Raw genomic sequence first — 20,256 nt, forward strand, 5'->3', positions numbered from 1 at the left:
ATCCCTGAATTGACGGTAAGTATGGCGTTAAGGTAAGTAGAGATGTATCACAACGTATCAATAAAGAAAGAGATGCTTTTAATTTATAGCAATATAGGTAAATGTTTATTTTTACTTGCGATGATTTCTTTTTTCATCCCTAAAGCACACGCAATAAGATGCGAAAATAATGGAGGTCCATCATATATTACTATACCTAGCATCACTGTCTTTAGAGAACTGCCAGCAGACAGTATAATTTACAGTAAAAAGACTGTTGTAGATGTTCGCTGTTGGAACGATGTGGCGGGTACGTCAACAGAAAATCTTTATATTTATCTGAATTATCAAAAACTATCTATTTCTAGTGGGGATGCTTCGATTGGCATAACGACGGGATCTGGTTCTACATCATGGCTTCAAAATAATTCTATGACTAAGCTGGATGTTAATTTGTCGGTTAACGGCTGTGGTAAACCAGCTGAGTGTGGTACTTACAAAGAACAAAAAAGCATCCCTATTACTGTCGTTATCAAAAAAACATCCCCCGCCAGTAGTGGTGTAGGTAAGCTTCCAGCCAGACTTATTTCTATAAGTAACTTGGGCTTATTAACGATCGATGGACAAGGAGGCTTAAATAATAACGACCCTAACTTTAAACTTTCTCTCAGTGGATTAAGTGATGTTCGTTATAGTGCTTGTACATCTAATGTGACCGTCAGTCCTGAGTATATTGACTTTGGTAATATATCGGCAAAATCCCAGCCTGGTCAGGAGCTTGGTAATAAAAAATTTAGTATTATTGAGACACGAAGTTGTGTTGGTGACACGCCTAATAGCTATGGTGTCAGCATTTTTTTGAACCCAATGACGGGTACATTATCTGACGATAAATTAACATTGATACCTACCGATAATAACTCTGTAGGTATAAAAGTTCGCGATAATACTGATGGTTCTGCTTTATCTTTTAAAGAGTGGCATAATCTTACCAAGAAAGGTAATGTTGGTAGCACTCGCGAATATACGGCTATTTTAATGCAGAATAAAGACGAGTTATTAAAGGGAACGTTTTCTGCTAGTGCTGTAATTATGATGAAATATGATTAGCCTCTCAATGGTTCAAAGCGTTGATGGAATCGTTTTCCAAAATAATAGATGTGCCGCTAGAGGATACACCGCATACCAAAGGTGCCTTATATGACAACGTCAATTAGCTAAACGCAATGGTTGTACACGGCAGAATTCGTAATTTAGCGCTGAAACGAACAGAGTATATCAGCGCTGTCATCATCGAATAGCCAGTTTTCCGGATAGAACAAATCAATCAAGGTTTATTTTTGGCGTGTTCTTTTTGAGCGTTTGTCGTCCATGTTATCGCTTCTCTCATGTTTTTTAACGCATATTGCTGCATAGACTCTGGGTAACGCTGTGTGTAAGCCTTTGTCTCCTCTTTACATACGTTAAATGCACTATCAACCAGAACACTTGTCTCAGCTTTCATTAATCTCGGGGTGATAAACTCTCCCAGGCAATCAGAGAGGATAAAACTTGGATCACGATTTTCCTCGCCCAGTATTGAAGTACTAAACAGTAAAAGCGAGGCAACAAATATCAATTTTGTTTTGCCGTGAATAGCGATACCGACATTACTCATAAATTTCGATATTCCATGTTGTTGCAATCATCCTCTCAGCAGCTCAAGAGGGAATTTTTCTTTCATCTCTTTGGCTATATTAATGACCGACTGTGCAAAGCTTTTTGCGCTTTTATCCAATAGACAAAGCCAGGCTTCTGGGTTCATATCCCAGTGTCTCGGGATCTCCATTGCCGATTCAATCCAGCACCACCAAGGCCACCAAGCCATTTTTTCTTCACTAACAAAACTAAACATCTGGCTCATTGATTGATGAATTTTTGAGTAAAGTACGGCATCTCGCTCTACATTAGGTTCTTGATAAGAGACGATGCCAAAACACAAACCTTTGTGGTTTGCATATTCAAATTGCCATTTCAGGGCGAAGATGTCATTTGGATTGAATTGAATAAGGAATCCACACTCTTTTTTGCCCTCATGCAAACCGTGCTCAGCCTCAATAACTGCACCAAGTGGCGAAAGTTGAGTTTCTAGGTAATTAATAAATTGATGCCACATTTGCGATTTTATATTGCGTAAGCTTTGCGCAGCCAGGAAGGTTGCGCGGACGTTCTCAGCGCTGCTCAGTATCAGTTGTGATAACTCACTGCTATCGACCACCTTACTTTCTCCATTTATTTGTTCGTTAATGAATAGTACGAGTTCATCAATAAAAAGCCGTATCTGTGGTGCCTGAACATGCAGTAAACACTCTTCTAGCCATTCAACCAGATGATAGAAAGTCAGCGGAAAAGTATTCTTTTTCAACTCATCACTGCTGTTAGCGGGTAAGGAATATTCACTAATATCGTTGTTACACAGATACACTAATAACCAATGATTATTAAAATACCGGCCATTCATCCAATGGGCATAATCATGTAATTGCCGTGGCTGATCCTCAGCCCACGGCTTATTTTCAATAGCAATGGCAGAATTTGACTGGGTGAGTAACAGATCAAGCCTGCGAGAATCAGGTAAAGTGTATTCGGTGCGTATTCTCACGTCATCAGAGGCTTGAAACATCACGTTTTCAGGTAATAATCTGATAAAGCGAGACAGGAACAGTTTTCCTTGCCCATGAGCACCCTGCGGGTTCAACAAAAATGCCAGGCAGCGAGATAAAGCCATCTCATCGACGCGGAAAAAATTAAACAGGCGAAAATCGGGGGCGACCTTGCTCTGATTATGTTCCTTTACTTGGCGATCTAATTTATCCCAAACGCTAATGTGGGTGAGCAAACTCACTAGCTCACTTAAATTTTTATCCATGTTCATTCCAGATGTTTATAAAATCATCGGTTGTTATTCATCCAATGAAAAAATAACAAAAAAAGCTAATCTCATTCCTCATTCGATACGATAACTATCCTTAAGTCTTTTGTATATCTTGGCTGTGTTAAACGATTCGTTAGCTGACCGGACATAAAACTTATGAAGTCGCGATATCATTTGCTGACTGAGCGTTGTGAATCCGTATAGGGAATACATTTTTATGGCAGAAAATATCTCGCCCATTATTGGTATTGATTTAGGCACGTCGAATAGCGCTGTTACTTGCTTTTCACAAGGCCAGCCGCAGCTTATCAACGGTGCGCAGGGCGAGCGATTAACGCCATCGGTAGTTGGCCTTGATGATATGGGTAATGTGCTGGTGGGTGAGGCAGCTAAAGCACGATTGGTGAGCCATCCACATCTGAGCATTGCCAGTTTCAAGCGCTATATGGGTACCGACAAAACGTTCACCTTGGGCGATCGTCAGTTTCGCGCCGAGGAGCTATCGGCGCTGGTACTGCGTAAACTGAAAGCCGATGCTGAAGTGGCGCTAGGTTGCTCGGTAACCCGTGCTGCGATCACCGTCCCCGCCTATTTTAATGATTCGCAACGTAAAGCGGTCAAAGCAGCAGGGCAACTGGCTGGGTTAGAAGTTGAAAGGCTACTGAACGAGCCGACGGCGGCGTCCTTGGCTTATGGTCTGGCCGACAATAACGAACAAAAATTCCTGGTCTTTGATTTGGGTGGCGGCACCTTTGATGTCTCGATTGTTGATATGTTCGAAGGTGTAATCGAAGTTCGTGCCAGTAGCGGTGACGCCTGGTTGGGAGGCGATGATTTTACCGAGGCAATTCGCCAATGGATGATGACTCTTTACCCTGTCCTGCCATCTGATAATCCAACGCTGTTGGCGGAATTAACCTACCTTGCTGAAGATCTCAAGTACCAGTTAAGCATTCAAGATCTCGCCTTGGCGCAGCTCACCTATGCTGGGCAGGAGTTTAGCTGGGAACTGAGCAGCGAGCTTTTTAGTGAATGTTGCAGTGGTTTACTCTCGCGTTTAAAAAAGCCGGTGGTGCAGGCATTGCAAGATGCGCAGTTTGACGCTAATGAGCTGGATCATGTGATTCTGGTCGGTGGCGCAACACGAATGCCAATTGTGCGCCAACTGGCAACCCGCATGTTTGGTCGCTTCCCTCGTAACGAGCTTAATCCTGATGAAGTCGTCGCATTGGGTGCCGGTATTCAGGCCGGGCTGATTGCCGAAGATCGTGCATTGGATGACATCGTGTTAACCGATGTGATGCCTTATTCCTTGGGGATTGAAGTGGCACGACGTCATGGTGAGAAAATCGAAGAGGGCTATTTCAGTCCGCTAATAGAGCGCAATGCTTTTGTGCCAGTCAGTATAGTTGAGAGTTTTAGCACGCTACACGATAACCAGAGTCGAATCGATATCGCGGTCTACCAGGGGGAGGCACGACGCGTCAGTGATAATTTATTGCTCGATAGTATGTCGATCAGTGTCCCGCAGCGCAAAGCCGGGGAGGTGAGCGTTGACGTACGTTTTACCTATACGCTTGACGGTATTTTAGAGGTGCAATGTAACATCAGCGGCGAAGCGGCAACCTCAACAATGATTGTTGAAAAAGCGCCGGGTTCACTGAGTCCGCAAGAGATCGCTGAGCGACTTAAGCAACTTGATAGCCTGAAGCAACATCCGCGCGATGTCCCGGCAAACCGTCAGTTACTGGCTGAAGCCGGGTTGCGTTATGAGCAGACGCTAGGTGAGCGTCGACAGATGATCGACCATTACACCGGTCTGTTTGAACAGGCACTGAATAGACAAGATACGCGGGCGATTGTCACGGCGCGGGATGTGTTACGCCAGGTATTGGATCAGTTGGATGATGGAATGTAATTAATGGCGACGATATGGGATGTATTGGGTATTGCGCCTACGACTGATGCAAACGAGATCCGTCGTGCGTATGCCCAAAAATTAAAGCAGCACCGGCCTGATAAAGACCCGCAAGGTTTCCAGCAGTTGCGTGAGGCATTTGATAGCGCCAAGCGTTATAGCGCGAATACGGAGCAGTCCAAGAGTGTAAAAAGGATTGCGCCTGTTGTTGAGTCGCCGCCATTAGCTCCGATGGTGGATGATGCTCAGTCGTTGATGGCGGAAACAGCTTGTGCTCCCGACGCTACCTGGCGTTATGACGCGTTGCACACCAAGGCATCGGAGCTAGCCGTGCTGTTGGTTGATGATGAGCTCGCCGGACGCCAGCGTTTGCATGACTATCTTGATCGCGATTTACCTGATGCGCTAGAGGCTCGGCGCGTATTCAGTCTGGCGTTGGCTGAAGCTCTGGACTCACAACCGGGTTTGTATCGCTGCACCCTTCACGAAGTCTCGGCAATCATGGATTGGGGCGTAGATAATTATCGCGCCTCGCATCTGACCCCTAGGCAATTACAAGCTTTTGAAGAGCAAATTGTCCTGACTGAGCAGGATAACTATTGGCAGTTTCTGGCACGCCAATACGGTGGCAGCCGATTAGGGCAGCTAAAATGGCGACTGCTGAGCGAAAAAGGGGCCACTGTATCTTGGTGGGCAAGGTTGATCCCTGATTTTCTACAAGGGCTAGCAAAGCAGGTTGGTGAACTGCGCGGGCGATTTCCTGGGCTTATCTCGCGTCTAAATCCAGAACTGCTAACCATTTTATCCCGCCCAAGCTTAGCGCTGAGTTGGGGGGCTATTATCGGCGTATTTTTTTGGGGGTATACCGCGTGGTTACCGGGGCACGAATCCCCAAAAATGGCAATGCAGGCCGCTGCAATGTTGCTCTTTGTCTTTACATATCTTTGGGGTTATCCAGCATTAGTACAGCGATATCCAGTAGGCACGACGGCACATAAAATCTCACATGCGGTTTTCTGGTTAACCTCGTTAGTCGTGATTGGCTTTGCGATATATCGTGTGTGGTATGGGATTAGCCGTTGGAAGGGTAATGATGCAGATACGATGTGGATAATGGTGGTTTTACTCGTCGCTTTTGTTATCACACCGATTCTTTGGACATTATGGAAACATCGTCATAAATGGCGTGCGTTACCCGTCACTATCATGATCGTTTTTCTCATGTTTCCGATACTCTTTATCCGTGGATTACCGCCGTTAGTTAACCTCCTCGGGATGATGCTGCTGCCGATGTTATACGGCATTGTTATCCAGATGACGTTCTTTGTGTGGTAAGGCCAAGGCTACCATCTAAATAAGTGCACTAAAATTTTAGTGCGTGACGTTTGATAGCAATATTGTCTTCGATATCGAGATTCCCGGACTTAGTAAGTCACGGTGCTCTCTGGCGAGCAAGCTCGCTACTACCCCAAGGGTTCATTGACCGACTTGCCAGCTGCCTGGTGATCCCCCCGAAAGAAGCTACCCCTGAATTACACGCCCGATTAAAGCCGGTCGAACTGCTGTCAGAAAAGAGCCTGCAAGAGTTAGATCAGGTCATTAAAGGGCGAGGGATAAGATCGTGAAATAACTTTAGCTTAGTCATAGCCCCACGGGGTTATGATTTTTGTTTTAATGATATATTTAATTTGAATGGGATTTTTCTTATTTTTTGTTGATTTTTTATTCTTTTAATGTAAGTATATCGTGGAATATATAAAATGTGTTTGTAAGTATTGAGTGGCTATTTTTTATTAAAATAATCTAAATTAGTTATTTTATATGGTTTTTTAAATTTCATCAGTGGAAAATATTGCTCACTATTATTGTGAGTTTAAAATAAATTCCTTTGGTGAAAATATGTATTTGCATAAAATTAAAGTAAATAACTTCAGAAAGCTAAAAGAGTGTGAGATAAAGTTCGAAGATGCAACTTTCCTTATTGGACCTAACAATGCAGGGAAGTCTAGTGTTTTCGCTATATTAGAGTTTCTACATGGAAATAAAAATTTATCTCGCGATGATTTTACAAAGTATGTTTTATTAGCTGGGGAAGAGGTCCTTGCTGATGAGAGTGAAATAGATGGTGAGGGAAGTAATGAAAAAACAACAAGTATACATGATGGTTTCAAATTCGAAAATGAAGTGGAAATACTTGCTGAATATCATAATATACCTGATGAGGCTAAGGAGTGGGTTGGATTTAAAGGTAGGGTTGTGGAAAATAATAATCCTCGCCCCGGAGAAACCAAAAATAAAATAGTATATAAAAAGAAATGGAATATTGCGTCATCAAAACCAGCTGTTTTTATGCTTGAGTATAATAAAACTGTAAGTAATAAATATAAGGATGCGAAAACAGTAAGGGATCTTATTGGTGATGATTTTTCAGAAGAGTTCATTATAACTGCATTCGGTAAGAAAAAACTCGATAGTAAATTAAAGGCCGCTGCAATAGAGGTTATTTTGCAGGACTTGCCGGCCTACTGGGATGTTGATAGTAATTCTGAAGAGCAATGGGTGGAAAATCCCGGTGGAATACCTGGGAACGTATTATCAAAACTACCACGGGTTGTAATAATCCCAGCTGAATCATGTATTGATGAGTTGGATAGTCGTAACGGCTCTCTTCACTCTCTTATGAGTGAACTTTTTTCAGCGGTAAGAAAAAAATCAGAAAATTACCAGCAGGCTCAATTGTTATTAAATAATTTGGCTAAAGAGTTAGATCCTTCAGATATTGACACTGATTTTGGTCGGTTAATGTCTGAATTAAATAAGATGATAAAATCTATATTCCCAGAATCAAGTGTTCATGTTGGTGCTTCGCTAGAAGACGCGGACAAAGTTATTCAACCAATGTTTAATGTCGAGATGGAAAGTAATGTAAAAACCCCAGTAAAGTTGCAAGGGCATGGAATGATCAGGGCTACGGCTTTTCAACTTTATCGATTTGTACATGATTTTTATAATAAAGAAGCGGAAATACCTAGATCGACTATATTTTGCTTCGAAGAGCCTGAAATTTATCTCCACCCATCTGCTGCAAATCAAATGAGAGATGCATTATATAAATTAGCGGGGCCTAATTGTCAAATTATTGCTACAACTCATTCCCCATATATGATTGATTTATCTTCGGATAAGAAATTAAGCTTAACAAAGTTATATCGTACTGAAGCTGGTTTCACTGCAACATCTACATTTAACTTAACTGAGGCATTTAAAAATTTACAAGCTGATGAAAAACTGAATTTAAAAATGCTTTTGAAAGTAGATGATTGCATATCTAGAGCATTTTTTACTAATAAATGTATTTTTGTTGAAGGTGATACGGAAGAGGTTGTATTTAGAGAGACTCTAAAAAGATTATCGGATGAAGATAGATCGATAGTTATAAGCAATTGTGAGGTTTTACGGGGTAGGGGTAAATCAATATTTATTTCAATTGCTAAATATTTTAATGCGTTAGGGATTAACTATATTATTTTGCATGATGAGGATAGTACTGTTGCTGGTGCTGAAAAATATAATCCACTAATACTTGCTCAATGTGGCTCAGATAGGAGGATAATGCTAACTAATTGTATCGAGGACGTATTAAATTATCAGGCACCTTCAAAAGAAAAACCATATACTGCGCATCGATTCATAACAAATAATTGGACTGATTATCAATCTATTCCATTGTTGTGGCGAGATACCTTTAAGCAGCTATGCTCACCATATCTTGATCATTTATAAAATATGCTGTCTGGTCTAATTAATACAGTCGAAAATATAAAATACTATTGTTTATAGAAAACCACCCAATCCCGTTATTAGGGAGAGCGCCGCGTTGGGGTCGTAGCGGCTTGCCCGCCGGAGCGCCCCTAGCGGTGCGATACCCGGGTATCTCGATCCTATAGACAACATAATCCAAGCCGCCCGCCCCAATAAAAAAGCCGATAACTCGAAAGTTATCGGCTTTTAACTGTTTGTCTCTTCAAAAACAGGTCTCTTCAGACACAGTTTTCGTCAGAAACAGAGTAGGGAAGGGCTGATTAGGCTGCCAGCAACTGCTGCGCGGTCTTATCGACTAACGCCAGCAACACTTGGATATCTTCCAGAGTTACCGTTGGGTTCAACAACGTCAGCTTCAGACAGGTTACGCCATTAAACTCAGTCACGCCCACGTTAGCGCGGCCCGATGCCAACAGCGCATCACCGATCTGCTGGTTAAACAGCGCGATAGCGGCATCGCCACTCGCTGCCAACTGCGCTGGGCGATAGCGGAACAACACGCTCGCCAACTGCGGCTTCATCACCAACTCTAACGATGCCTGCTCAGTCACATACTGTGCAACCTGCTGTGCCAGCGTCACACCGCAATCGATAATCTCGGCATATTGCTTCTGACCCAAAGCTTCCAGGCCCATCCACAGCTTCAACGCATCGAAACGACGGGTGGTTTGCAGAGACTTAGAGACCAGATTCGGCACGCCTTGCTCTTCGTCAAACTCAGAGTTCAGGTATGCAGCCTGATAACGCATCAGCTCATAATGGCGTGCTTCTTTTAACAAGAATGCGCCACAGCTAATGGTCTGGAAGAACTGCTTGTGGAAGTCCAATGTCACGGAATCTACCAGCTCAAGCCCATCGAGATAATGACGATATTTCTCAGACAGCAACAATGCGCCGCCCCAAGCTGCATCAACATGCACCCAGATCTGATGCTTAGCGGCCAGCTCAGCAATCTCACGTAGCGGATCAATTGCACCCGCATCTGTGGTACCTGCTGTCGCGACAATCGCCAGAATCTGCTCGCCATTGGCCTGCGCTTGCGCCACTTTAGCGGCCAAATCATTCACGTCCATACGCGCGAATTCATCGGTCTTCACTAATGTCACAGACTGATAACCCAGACCCATCAATGCCATATTCTTCTGCACCGAGAAATGGGCATTTTCAGAACACAACACTTTGATCTTTCTCAGATCGCCAATCAGACCATCTTGCTGGATAGAGTGACCTTGACGCGCAAAGAACGCATCACGTGCCAACATCAGACCCATCAAATTACTCTGGGTGCCGCCGCTGGTGAACACCCCAGCATCGCCAGCTTGATAACCAACCTGCGTACGCAGCCACTCGATCAACTTCACCTCAATGATGGTCGCTGATGGGCTTTGATCCCACGAGTCCATACTTTGGTTGGTCGCGTTAATCAGTACTTCAGCAGCCTGGCTCACCACCAAGCTCGGGCAGTGCAAATGCGCCACACATTGTGGGTGGTGCACTGACAGGCTGTCTTTCAAGAAATATTCAACCGCGCGTTCAATAGCAACCTGATTGCCCAGGCCTTCTGCATTGAAATCCAGCTGGATGCGCTCACGCAATTCAGCAACGGTCTTCCCCTGATACATCTCAGACTGTTGCAGCCATTGAACAACGGCTTCACTGCTCTGAGCAATCGCTTGCTGGTAAGCCTCGGTGCTTTGCACCGAGCCTGCCAGAATTGGGTTTAACTTAGACATCGACTCACTCCACTCAGACAGGTTTAACGCCCGCTGCTAACAGCGCGTGCTCAAACTTATCGAGGAAAATTTCCAGCTCATCGTTAGTGATCAGCAATGACGGCAACAGACGCAGTACGCAACCATCACGGCCGCCGCGCTCCAAGATCAAGCCAGCTTTAAAGCACTCTTTCTGCAACAGAGCAGATAGCGCACCATCAGCCGGGTAACAACCCATATGATCCTGTGCTTCATTTGGTTTAACGATCTCAATACCGATCATCAGACCCAGACCACGAACGTGACCAATCACCGGGAAGCGCTTTTGCAACTCAGCTAACTTAGCTTTCAGCCAGTCGCCCTGTGCGGCTACTTTATCGGCAATCTTGTTGTCTTTCAGGTGTTTCAGCGTTGTCAGGCCGGTTGCCATCGCCAACTGGTTACCGCGGAAGGTACCTGTGTGGTGACCAGGAGACCAGGCATCAAATTCTTTCTTAATACCCAATACTGCCAGTGGCAAACCGCCGCCAACGGCCTTAGACATCACAATAATGTCTGGCTCGATGCCTGCGTGTTCAAAGGCAAACAGCTTACCGGTACGGGCAAAGCCAGCCTGTACTTCATCGATAATCAGTAAGATGCCGTGCTCTTTGGTTACTTTACGAATGCGTTGCAACCACTCGGCTGGTGCCGGGTTAACGCCGCCTTCGCCCTGAACCGCTTCCAGAATAACGGCCGCAGGTTTGCGCACGCCGCTTTCTACGTCGTTGATCAGGTTGTCAAAGTAATAGGTCAGTGCTTTTACGCCAGCCTCGCCGCCAATGCCCAGCGGGCAGCGGTATTCGTGCGGGTAAGGCATAAATTGCACTTCTGGCATCATGCCGTTAACCGCTTCTTTCGGAGACAGGTTACCGGTGACAGCCAGCGCACCGTGGGTCATACCGTGATAGCCGCCAGAGAAGCTGATCACACCAGAACGGCCGGTGACTTTTTTAGCCAATTTCAAAGCAGCTTCGACTGCATCGGCACCAGAAGGGCCGGTAAACTGCAGGCAATACTCTTTGCCTTGACCTGGCAAAATAGAAAGCAAATATTCAGAGAACTGATCTTTCAACGGTGTTGTAAGATCCAACGTATGTAACGGCAAGCCGCTAGTAATGACAGTTTGGATGCTATTCAGTATGTCGGGATGGTTATGTCCTAACGCCAGTGTTCCTGCGCCAGCCAGGCAGTCAAGATACTGATTATCTTCGACATCGGTTATCCAAACGCCTGAGGCTTTCGCAATTGCCAACGGCAATTTACGTGGATAACTCCTTACGTTCGATTCAAATTCAGCCTGTCTTGCCAAATAGGTTTCATTGTTTCCATTTAATGAATTCGCGCCTAAAGTATCAATACGGACTTTATCCGTCATCATATCACTCCCACAACTGAGGGTTCTGTAACGCCGCAGTTGAATAAATTGAAAGAAAAATCTAACCACAATGGGTACTGGGTAAAAAACGGGGCCAATATATGGCTTTTTACCCCCCGGCTCAATGATTTATTTTGTATAGTTTTGTTTATGTTTTATTTATACGAATCAATATATTATTGATTTGATAGGTGTTTATTTTTACAACAGTTTATGATGTGCCTATTAATAAAGCTTATCTGTCAGAAAATTAGCATTCTTCCTTCACCTCATTCTTCGTAATTTATTGATATTTTTATGTTTTTTTATTCATTCTTGTCACGAAACCGTCATAATAAATTTTGCTAAATTTTTGCGAAAAGACGCACTAAGACTATTGTTATTGGCGAAATTTTTTGCAAAAAACTGACGCATTCCTATCCGATCTTGGTCATACCAGTCTTTCCGCGTTGTTCTCATCCCATAGTTTGAGCGTTGTTTCTTCGCTATCCGTAAAAAATGCTCACAAATAGAGCTGGTTTCGTTAATGATTTCTATTCGGAAATTTTGCGAAAGAGGGGGCGCAGGCAGGCTGAGATTGATCTCTTTGCGGCTGAAACGTGGAACGGGTGATGTACGAAGAGAAGCTTTCGCCGCGTGAGGCCACCGAAAAATCGATGAAGGAAATCACTAGCGCATTAGTCGGCATCGCGATGGTCCTTTCTGCGGTCTTCCTGCCAATGGCTTTCTTCGGGGGGCTACCGGCGTTATTTACCGCCAATTCTCTATCACAATTGTCTCTTCTATGGTGCTGTCAGTGGTAATGGCGCTGACACTCGGGCCAGCGCTGTGCGCCACATTGTTAAAACCTGCGCATAGCGAATTAACCAATAAAGGCATGCTCGGCTGGTTCAACCGTAGCTACAACCGGGTACAGGAAAGCTATGCCAATAAAATTGGTAAAGTTATCCAAGGGCCAATTCGCTGGTTGCTATTGTACGGCTTATTAATCGTCGCGGTTGGTGTGATGTATGTCCGTCTGCCTTCTGGTTTTCTGCCAAATATTAGTTTGCCAATTTTCACCGGCGGCTATAACACCGCGCAGCTTAACTACAGCAAGGCGCAGAAAGATCTCTATATCGCCACCTATGAAAAAAGTGTGCAAACTGCCTTCCAGGAAATTGCCGATGCGCTTGCACGGCAAGGGACTATTAAGGAGCAGGTTTCTGCGCAAAGCGATTATGTTGCATCCTCACAGCAGTACTATTCATTGGCCGAAAAGCGTTATCAGTTTGGCGTAGATAATTATCTGAACATGTTAGATGCACAACGCACGCTGTATAGCGCTCGTCAGTCGCTGATTGCCACTCAGCAGGCACAATATAATAACTTGATTACCCTTTATAAAGTGTTAGGAGGGGGCATAACTGCTGAAAGTTTGGGCGCTGATGTCGTGGCAAATAAGAATACATTAAACCGCTAAAGACTCTGTTTTATCGTTTATTCCCTCATCTGATTAGGAAAATGCTCTCTTAACCGGGAGCTAATATGTGCCACGGAAGGCAAAGTTAGCTTAAACACTCATTTTTGATTATCAATATATAAGATTGAGAATTGTCTTATTTTATTTTCATTGTGTGAAATATAATCAATTGGCATGAGTAAATGATAGCTATAGGTTAGCGAGTACGGATTATTATTAGTCAATGTTGGCTTATTAAACATCATCATAAATATCTGCAATAAATAGCTCTCCCCATCTCTTTACATCTCGTTAATGAATGCTATTCTTAGTAAAGAAACAGTAAATTTCTTATTTTTTATGTAAATTCAAGATGCATGTGGTAATGGAATATATATTAAGTTTTTTTTGGTTTTCTGCTGAAGAGTAAATGAAATACACCTCTTTTTATCGGGGTTTTTATGCCTAGATTGTACATGGGAGTTTTGTTTTTTATTGGATTAAGCGGAGGCGTAATGGCCAGTAGTCTCTCTTTACCCTCAGCAACGAGTCTGGCTGGTAATTGGCTGATAGAACACGATAAAAAAAACTGTGTAGTGACCTTAAGTCATACCAGTCTTCCTCAAGCCAATGGATACCAGTTCGCGAAAGTAGGCGATAACTGTGCTGATATCGTTGTACCAGAAACAGTGGCTTGGCGACCTGAACCCGATGGTATTGCATTTTTAAATGCAGATGGCGCGACGCTGATGTTTTTTTCCGGTTACGAACCGCATTTCCGCCTTGATGACAACGCGAAAGGCATATTCATATTAAGTAAGAAATAACTGACAAATCAGAAGCTATATTTTGGATGCGTTGGCGAATAATGGAAGAGGGATACGTGAGCCAAATTTTACCTCGTAATGAAATTATCAATATACTTAAATCGCGTCGCAAAATATTTGTGGCGGTGGGCGTTTTTACGGCCTGCATCAATATACTTATGCTCGTACCCTCGGTATATATGCTACAGGTTTACGACCGTGTATTGACCTCACGCAATGATATTACTTTGCTTATGTTGACGCTGATGATGCTGGCAATGTATGCCGTTATGTCGTTATTAGAATATGCGCGTAGCATGGTTGTTGTCAGAGTGAGTATGCAGATGGACAGGCAGCTCAATACCCGTATTTATACCGCCGCATACCGTTCGCAACTCAGTAATGAGTCTTCCGATGCCGGGCAAATGCTGAATGATTTAACTAATCTGCGTCAATTTATCACTGGGAATGGGCTGTTTTCCTTTTTTGATGCGCCTTGGTTCCCTCTCTATTTGCTGGTTATCTTTCTCTTTAACGTCTGGCTGGGTGTTTTCTCTTTAATCGGTGCTTTATTACTGATTGTGCTCGCGGTTGTGAATGAGAAAAGCTCCAAAAACCCATTGACTCAAGCCAGCCGCCTATCAATTTTATCCGGCGCACAGGCCAGTACTAATTTGCGTAATGCTGAAGTTATTGAAGGGATGGGGATGTTGGCGGATTTAAAACAACGCTGGCTAGTCTTGCATTTAAAATTCCTTAATTTTCAGCGTATCGCCAGTGAAAGAGCGGCAGGTGTCAACGCACTAACTCGTTTTGTACGACTGTCATTGCAGTCATTAGTGCTCGGACTCGGCTGTTGGTTGGTGTTGGATGGCAAGATGTCTCCCGGAATGATGATTGCCGGTTCTATCCTGATGGGGCGAGCTTTAGCACCGATTGAACAGGTAATTAATGCCTGGAAAAGCTGGAGCTCGGCTCGTTTGAGCTATCAGCGTTTGGTGACTTTGTTAGATCAGCATCCGGCCCGCGAGAAGGGGATGAGCCTGCCTGCTCCTGTAGGTAAGCTTTCGGTACAGAACGTGAGCGCGGCGCCTCCGGGGCGTAAAGGTATGCCGGTAATTACCCAGCTCAGTTTTGGTATTGAACCGGGAGATGTGCTTGGTGTGATTGGCCCAAGTGCCTCTGGAAAATCAACCCTGGCGCGTTTATTGGCCGGAATTTGGCCGGTTCAAGAAGGGATTGTCAGGCTAGATAATGCGGATATTTTCCAGTGGGATAAGGAAGAACTGGGGCCTTATATGGGCTACCTACCGCAAAGTATTGAACTATTTTCCGGCTCTATTGCTGAAAATATCTGCCGCTTCAGTGAGATAGATAGTGAGAAAGTAGTGGAGGCGGCTAAAGTTGCCGGCGTCCACGAGATGATTCTGCATTTGCCTGAAGGCTATGACACGGTGATTGGTGCCGGAGGTGCGGGGCTGTCAGGCGGCCAACGCCAAAGAATTGGGCTGGCGCGTGCACTCTATGGCGACCCAATGCTGATTATTCTCGATGAACCTAATTCTAATCTTGATGACGCTGGCGATCGCGCGCTAAACCACGCTATCCATTCACTCAGACAATCAGGAAAAACGGTGGTGTTAATCACTCACCGTAAGAGCCTGTTGGCAATGACCAATAAACTGTTATTGCTGGTTGATGGGCGTTGCCGAGAGTTTGGCACGACACAAGAGGTGATTAACAAACTCTCGCAAAATCAGAATCCCAAGGCGGTGATGTCATGAATCATGATGTTATAAACAATGATGTTATAAACAATGATGTGATGAACCATGATGCCATGAGCGACGAACTGCTAGATGAGCGGCGCTTTCTCCGTCTGGGATGGCTAGTTATTATTCTGGGGCTTGGCAGTGCGTTTATTTGGTCGGCGTTTGCCCCGCTGGATAAAGGCGTTGCTTCCCCCGGTTCAGTGATTGTTTCTGGGAATAGAAAAACTATTCAGGCCCCGGCAAGTGGGGTGGTGAAAGACATTCTTGTTAATGATGGCGATCGGGTTAAGGCCGGGCAGGTATTACTCGAATTAAGCTCGGTTCAGGCTCTTGCTCAAGTCGGTTCTTTGCGCGACCAATATTATAACGCATTGGCCAGCGAGAGCCGCTTATTGGCCGAACAACAAGACCAAGACAAGATTACGTTTTCTAAAACATTAACGGCATTTAACGACCAGCCACGAGTGCAAGAAATCATTGCGCTACAAACGCAGTTATTCAGCTCGCGGCGGCTGGCATTGAAAAGTGAGATTGACGGTAATCTTCAGTCAATTGATGGTATGCGCATGCAACTGAAAGGGTTGCAAGATTCACAGCTGAGTAAGCAAGTACAAATTTCTACGCTGAGTGAGCAGATGCGTAATCTGAAATCACTGACAGCTGAAGGTTATGTGCCGCGTAATCGCTATCTTGAATTACAAAGACAGTATGCCGATGTACGCAGTGGCTACGATGAAACCCTGGGGCGAATCGGTCAGTTGCAAAAGCAATTGCAGGAAACCAAATACCGTATAGACCAACGTCTCGCTGATTATCAACGCGATGTGCGTACTGAGCTGGCTCGTACTCAGTTAGAGGTCAATGACACGAAAAACCGGCTGGATACGGCGGACTTTGACCTCGGCAATACGGTGATTAAATCCCCCGTTGATGGCACGGTAATGGGCAAAAATATCTTTACCCGTGGCGGCGTCGTTACCGCCAGTGACCACCTGATGGATGTTGTGCCATCACAAAGCAATCTGGTGGTGGATACCCATCTGCAAGTCAATCTGATTGATAAGGTGTACAACGGGTTGCCGGTAGACCTGATGTTTACCGCGTTGAACCAATCTCGGACACCACGAATTCAAGGAACAGTCAGTTTAGTTTCTGCTGACCGTTTGACCGATAAAAATACCGGCGAGCCTTATTATCAGATGCAAGTTACGGTCACGCCAGAAGGTATGAAAGCGTTGAATGTACAAGATATTAAACCTGGTATGTCGGTTGAGGTATTTGTGAAGACCGGCTCGCGTTCATTACTGAATTATCTGTTTAAACCTATCGTTGACCGAGCTTCAACAGCGCTCACGGAGGAGTGATGATGTTATTTAAGCGCGTGCTTTTTATCGCATTGCCGTTAGTTCTGGCTGGCTCCTTTGTACCTCGTCCTGGTTATGCATTAGGCGTGTTGGATGCTTATGCGCTGGCTTTAGAAAAAGATCCGACCTTTCAGGCGGCTCTCAAAGAGCGTGATGCCGGGCTGGAAAGTGAAAACATCGGCAAGGCCGGGCTGTTACCTCAAGTTTCAATGAGTTATCAGAATGGCCCTCGTAACTGGCAGACTCAAAAATACCCGCAGCGCGATATTCTGGGGGGGATCTCGCAAGCCACTCAGCATCGGCAATACCGTAGTTATGCCAGTTCTGTCGTATTGACACAGCCACTTTTCGATTATGAGGCCTACGCCAATTATAAAGCCGGGTTGGTACAAGCGCAGATAGCGGATCAACGCTATCGCGGGAAATATCTTAATCTGGCGGTACGTGTCATTACCGCTTATGTCGATGTAGCTAATGCTGTCGATCAGGTGATGCTAGCCGAGCAGCAGCGTGAGGTATTAAAACAGCAGCTCAATTTAAATCAGCATCTGTATCAAGCAGGGGAAGGAACGGTGACGGATATTAGCGAAACGGAGGCTCGCTATAGTCTGTCAGAAGCCCAACTCATCGATGCCAGAGATGATTTAGATGCCACCCAGCGAAATTTAGAAGCAATGATAGGTGTGCCGCTTTCTCAACTAGACGGTATGCAAACTATCCGCCCCGGTAAATTTGAAGTATTAACACTATCGCCAGAAAAATATGCCGATTGGGAAGCCCTGGCGCTTCGACATAATCCGGTGTTGGCCTCATCGCGTGATGCAATTGAAGCGGCAAAATATGAGATAGAAAAGAACCGTGCTGGTTTTATGCCGCAGGTACAACTCTATGCTTCTCATTCAGAAAATGATTCAAGCAGCGACAATACCGTTAATCAAAAATATCGCACCGACAGTATTGGTATCAGGGTAAACGTGCCGATTTATTCAGGCGGTGGTGTCAGCGCCTCGACGCGTCAGGCGGTCGCCAAATACGGGCAGGCAATGTATGAAAAAGATGAACAGGTCATTTCTACCCTCAATGATTTACGCAAACAATATAACGCTTGCATGAGCAGTAAAACGCGTCTGGCAGCCTATGAACTGGCAGAAAAAGCGGCATCTTTACAGGTAGAAGCCACTCGTAAGAGCGTTATGGCCGGTCAACGAGCCAATATTGATGTACTCAATGCGCAACAACAGTTGTTTTCAACACAACGAGATCTGGCGACGGCAAAATATAATTATATTAAAGCCTGGGTAAATTTACTGAGCGATTCGGGAACGCTCGCCGAAGGGGACCTGCTGAAAGTTGCGCGGTATTTTTCGAAAGTCTAGCCGCCAGTGACGAGATAGAAAGTGCACAGGTAGAACTCATAACTTACAACCGAACTGTCGCTTCATGAACGATAGCACCTCCACGGAGGATGTCGTAAATGCACATACCTACTGGGTTCCCAAAGGGATCATGTAGCTATGTGATTAATATACTGAAGAAGAGGAAATATTATGAGTGTATCGAAAAAGGCCAATGCACTTTCTGCGCAATCGGCATCGACTTCGGCTGATAAAGTTCTGAAGTTCCAGCACGCTTATATTGCCAATCAAGATGCTAGTATCACGGTCAAGCACGAGTCTATAGGGGTTGATAAAGCGTCATCTGCATTACTGCGTGGCAATTTTAGCTGGCATGCCAGTATCGATGCGAAACCTGTTTCCCTGACCTATGGATTCTGGGACAGTGCGCCGAAGAATATACCTTCGAAGCTATCGGGCTTTTCTTCTTTTAATATTGATGAACGCGCCGCCGCCCGTCTCTCACTGCAAAGTTGGTCTGACGTAGCCAATATCAAATTTACCGAAGTCAGTGATGCCAGCAAGGCAAATATCACCTTTGGTAAATTTGATTACAGCAGCAAGGATGATTATGCGTTTGGATACTATCCGAATGGACCCGTGCAAAGCGGCAACTCAGGGCAAACTTGGTATAATGCACAAAACCATACTTTCAAAGACGGAGATATAAATGCCGGGCAGTATGGTCGGCAAACAATAACTCATGAAATTGGCCATACGTTGGGTCTGAAGCATCCTGGAGACTATGATGCCAAGGATGAAGAAAAGGCAACGTACGACAAAAGTGCCACCTATTTTGAAGACAGCCGTGCGTACAGCATTATGAGTTATTTTAATGCCACTTATACCGGTCAGGATCTAGTGGGGCAACACTCAGCAGGCCCGTTGATCAGTGATATCGCCGCGATTCAGAAACTCTACGGTGCCAATATGGAGACGCGCTCCGATGATACCATTTATGGTTTCAACTCCAATACCGGACGTGATTACCTGACTATCACCTCTGCAAGCCAAAAAGCTGTCTTTGCGGTGTGGGACGGTGGTGGTAACGATACGTTGGACTTTTCTGGTTATTCACAGGATCAGCGCATTAACCTCAACGAACTCTCATTCTCTGATGTTGGCGGCGGGAAAGGCAATGTTTCCATCGCAAAAGGGGCGATTATCGAGAATGCTATTGGCGGTAGTGGCAATGACATCTTGATTGGTAATGATGCTGATAATGTCATTAAAGGCGGTGCCGGTAATGATGTGATTTACGGTGGCAAAGGTGCTGATATTCTCTACGGCGGTGCGGGTAAAGATACCTTTGTTTATTTCGATGCTAATGAGTCGACGGCGACTGCCACTGATATTATTAAAGACTTCACGCATGGTGAAGACTTGATCGATCTCAGCTATTTTAATACTGGCAAAGACGGCGACAGTTTACGCTTTGTGGATAACTTCACCGGGGCCAATGCTGAGATCAAAATCAGCTTCAATCAGCAAGACTCTATCAATGATGTTGCTATTCACTTGGCTGATGGCACTGCGCAAAACGACTTCTTGCTCAAAGTGGTCGGCGCTCATCTGACCCAGTCTGATTTCGCGCTGGCCTGATAACAAAGGCGTCTTGTTTATCACGCTGTATTGACAGGGCTGGCTAAAACCGGTTCCCATAAAAAAAGCCCGGTATGTTTACACATATCGGGCTTTTAGCGTTTACAGACTTAAC

Annotated in this window: 13 protein-coding genes and 1 pseudogene; 10 read left to right on the plus strand and 4 right to left on the minus strand. The window is 44.8% G+C overall.

Going from position 1 to position 20,256, the window contains the following annotated elements; all coding sequences use genetic code 11:
* Positions 1-42 precede the first annotated feature (42 nt).
* Entirely contained in the window at positions 43-1,089 is a 1,047-nt protein-coding gene (locus ACL9RG_RS01330; RefSeq protein ID WP_422790760.1) for a fimbrial protein, read from the plus strand.
* Between the two features lie 217 nt (positions 1,090-1,306).
* Here ACL9RG_RS01330 and ACL9RG_RS01335 read toward each other — a convergent pair whose 3' ends face one another.
* A complete protein-coding gene (locus ACL9RG_RS01335) occupies positions 1,307-1,636 on the minus strand; it encodes a hypothetical protein (RefSeq protein ID WP_422790761.1) in 330 nt (109 codons plus the stop codon).
* Positions 1,637-1,663: 27 nt separating this feature from the next.
* Positions 1,664-2,887 (minus strand): PD-(D/E)XK nuclease family protein, encoded by a 1,224-nt coding sequence (locus ACL9RG_RS01340; RefSeq protein WP_422790762.1) that lies wholly within the window; start codon positions 2,885-2,887, stop codon positions 1,664-1,666.
* 223 nt (positions 2,888-3,110) lie between these two features.
* Here ACL9RG_RS01340 and ACL9RG_RS01345 point away from each other — a divergent pair, with 223 nt between their 5' ends.
* From ACL9RG_RS01345 to ACL9RG_RS01355, 3 genes are all read left to right on the plus strand, one after another.
* Positions 3,111-4,811 carry an Hsp70 family protein gene (locus ACL9RG_RS01345; RefSeq protein WP_422790763.1) on the plus strand — a complete coding sequence of 567 codons (1,701 nt, stop codon included), beginning with the start codon at positions 3,111-3,113 and terminating at the stop codon, positions 4,809-4,811.
* 3 nt (positions 4,812-4,814) lie between these two features.
* Complete coding sequence (locus ACL9RG_RS01350; protein ID WP_422790764.1) at positions 4,815-6,146, plus strand: molecular chaperone DnaJ; 1,332 nt, start codon at positions 4,815-4,817, stop codon at positions 6,144-6,146.
* 507 nt (positions 6,147-6,653) lie between these two features.
* Positions 6,654-8,594, plus strand: coding sequence for an AAA family ATPase (locus tag ACL9RG_RS01355; protein ID WP_422790765.1), 1,941 nt, complete (start codon positions 6,654-6,656; stop codon positions 8,592-8,594).
* Between the two features lie 299 nt (positions 8,595-8,893).
* Here the strand turns inward: ACL9RG_RS01355 and ACL9RG_RS01360 are convergent, their stop codons facing one another.
* Positions 8,894-10,366, minus strand: a complete 1,473-nt coding sequence (locus ACL9RG_RS01360) for a pyridoxal phosphate-dependent decarboxylase family protein (protein ID WP_422790766.1) — start codon at positions 10,364-10,366, stop codon at positions 8,894-8,896.
* Between the two features lie 13 nt (positions 10,367-10,379).
* A complete protein-coding gene (locus tag ACL9RG_RS01365; protein WP_422790767.1) occupies positions 10,380-11,765 on the minus strand; it encodes a diaminobutyrate--2-oxoglutarate transaminase in 1,386 nt (461 codons plus the stop codon).
* Between the two features lie 593 nt (positions 11,766-12,358).
* Between ACL9RG_RS01365 and ACL9RG_RS01370 the strand changes: the two are divergent.
* The 6 genes and pseudogenes from ACL9RG_RS01370 to ACL9RG_RS01395 all read left to right on the plus strand — a co-directional run.
* Positions 12,359-13,224: pseudogene (locus tag ACL9RG_RS01370) on the plus strand (efflux RND transporter permease subunit); the annotation flags it as partial.
* Positions 13,225-13,664: 440 nt separating this feature from the next.
* Positions 13,665-14,030: an AprI/Inh family metalloprotease inhibitor gene (locus tag ACL9RG_RS01375; RefSeq protein WP_422790768.1), complete on the plus strand. Its 366-nt coding sequence runs from the start codon at positions 13,665-13,667 to the stop codon at positions 14,028-14,030.
* A gap of 56 nt (positions 14,031-14,086) precedes the next feature.
* Positions 14,087-15,793 (plus strand): type I secretion system permease/ATPase, encoded by a 1,707-nt coding sequence (locus ACL9RG_RS01380; protein ID WP_422790769.1) that lies wholly within the window; start codon positions 14,087-14,089, stop codon positions 15,791-15,793.
* A 41-nt stretch (positions 15,794-15,834) separates the two neighbouring features.
* Positions 15,835-17,145 carry an HlyD family type I secretion periplasmic adaptor subunit gene (locus ACL9RG_RS01385; protein WP_422791159.1) on the plus strand — a complete coding sequence of 437 codons (1,311 nt, stop codon included), beginning with the start codon at positions 15,835-15,837 and terminating at the stop codon, positions 17,143-17,145.
* Positions 17,145-18,521, plus strand: coding sequence for a TolC family outer membrane protein (locus ACL9RG_RS01390; protein WP_422790770.1), 1,377 nt, complete (start codon positions 17,145-17,147; stop codon positions 18,519-18,521). The genes ACL9RG_RS01385 and ACL9RG_RS01390 overlap by 1 nt, the downstream gene beginning before the upstream one ends.
* 171 nt (positions 18,522-18,692) lie before the next feature.
* Positions 18,693-20,141 carry a serralysin family metalloprotease gene (locus ACL9RG_RS01395; protein WP_422790771.1) on the plus strand — a complete coding sequence of 483 codons (1,449 nt, stop codon included), beginning with the start codon at positions 18,693-18,695 and terminating at the stop codon, positions 20,139-20,141.
* Positions 20,142-20,256 lie beyond the last annotated feature (115 nt).

The organism is Rouxiella sp. Mn2063 (genome assembly GCF_049319665.1).
In the GTDB taxonomy this organism is placed as follows: Bacteria; Pseudomonadota; Gammaproteobacteria; order Enterobacterales; family Enterobacteriaceae; genus JBMOUD01.

Excerpts from the sequence above, each read along its gene's own strand:
- ACL9RG_RS01330 (WP_422790760.1), top strand. The coding sequence starts at position 43 with ATGTATCACAACGTATCAATAAAGAAAGAGATGCTTTTAATTTATAGC.
- ACL9RG_RS01335 (WP_422790761.1), bottom strand. The coding sequence starts at position 1,636 with ATGAGTAATGTCGGTATCGCTATTCACGGCAAAACAAAATTGATATTT.
- ACL9RG_RS01340 (WP_422790762.1), bottom strand. The coding sequence starts at position 2,887 with ATGGATAAAAATTTAAGTGAGCTAGTGAGTTTGCTCACCCACATTAGC.
- ACL9RG_RS01345 (WP_422790763.1), top strand. The coding sequence starts at position 3,111 with ATGGCAGAAAATATCTCGCCCATTATTGGTATTGATTTAGGCACGTCG.
- ACL9RG_RS01350 (WP_422790764.1), top strand. The coding sequence starts at position 4,815 with ATGGCGACGATATGGGATGTATTGGGTATTGCGCCTACGACTGATGCA.
- ACL9RG_RS01360 (WP_422790766.1), bottom strand. The coding sequence starts at position 10,366 with ATGTCTAAGTTAAACCCAATTCTGGCAGGCTCGGTGCAAAGCACCGAG.
- ACL9RG_RS01365 (WP_422790767.1), bottom strand. The coding sequence starts at position 11,765 with ATGATGACGGATAAAGTCCGTATTGATACTTTAGGCGCGAATTCATTA.
- ACL9RG_RS01375 (WP_422790768.1), top strand. The coding sequence starts at position 13,665 with ATGCCTAGATTGTACATGGGAGTTTTGTTTTTTATTGGATTAAGCGGA.
- ACL9RG_RS01385 (WP_422791159.1), top strand. The coding sequence starts at position 15,835 with ATGAACCATGATGCCATGAGCGACGAACTGCTAGATGAGCGGCGCTTT.
- ACL9RG_RS01390 (WP_422790770.1), top strand. The coding sequence starts at position 17,145 with ATGATGTTATTTAAGCGCGTGCTTTTTATCGCATTGCCGTTAGTTCTG.
- ACL9RG_RS01395 (WP_422790771.1), top strand. The coding sequence starts at position 18,693 with ATGAGTGTATCGAAAAAGGCCAATGCACTTTCTGCGCAATCGGCATCG.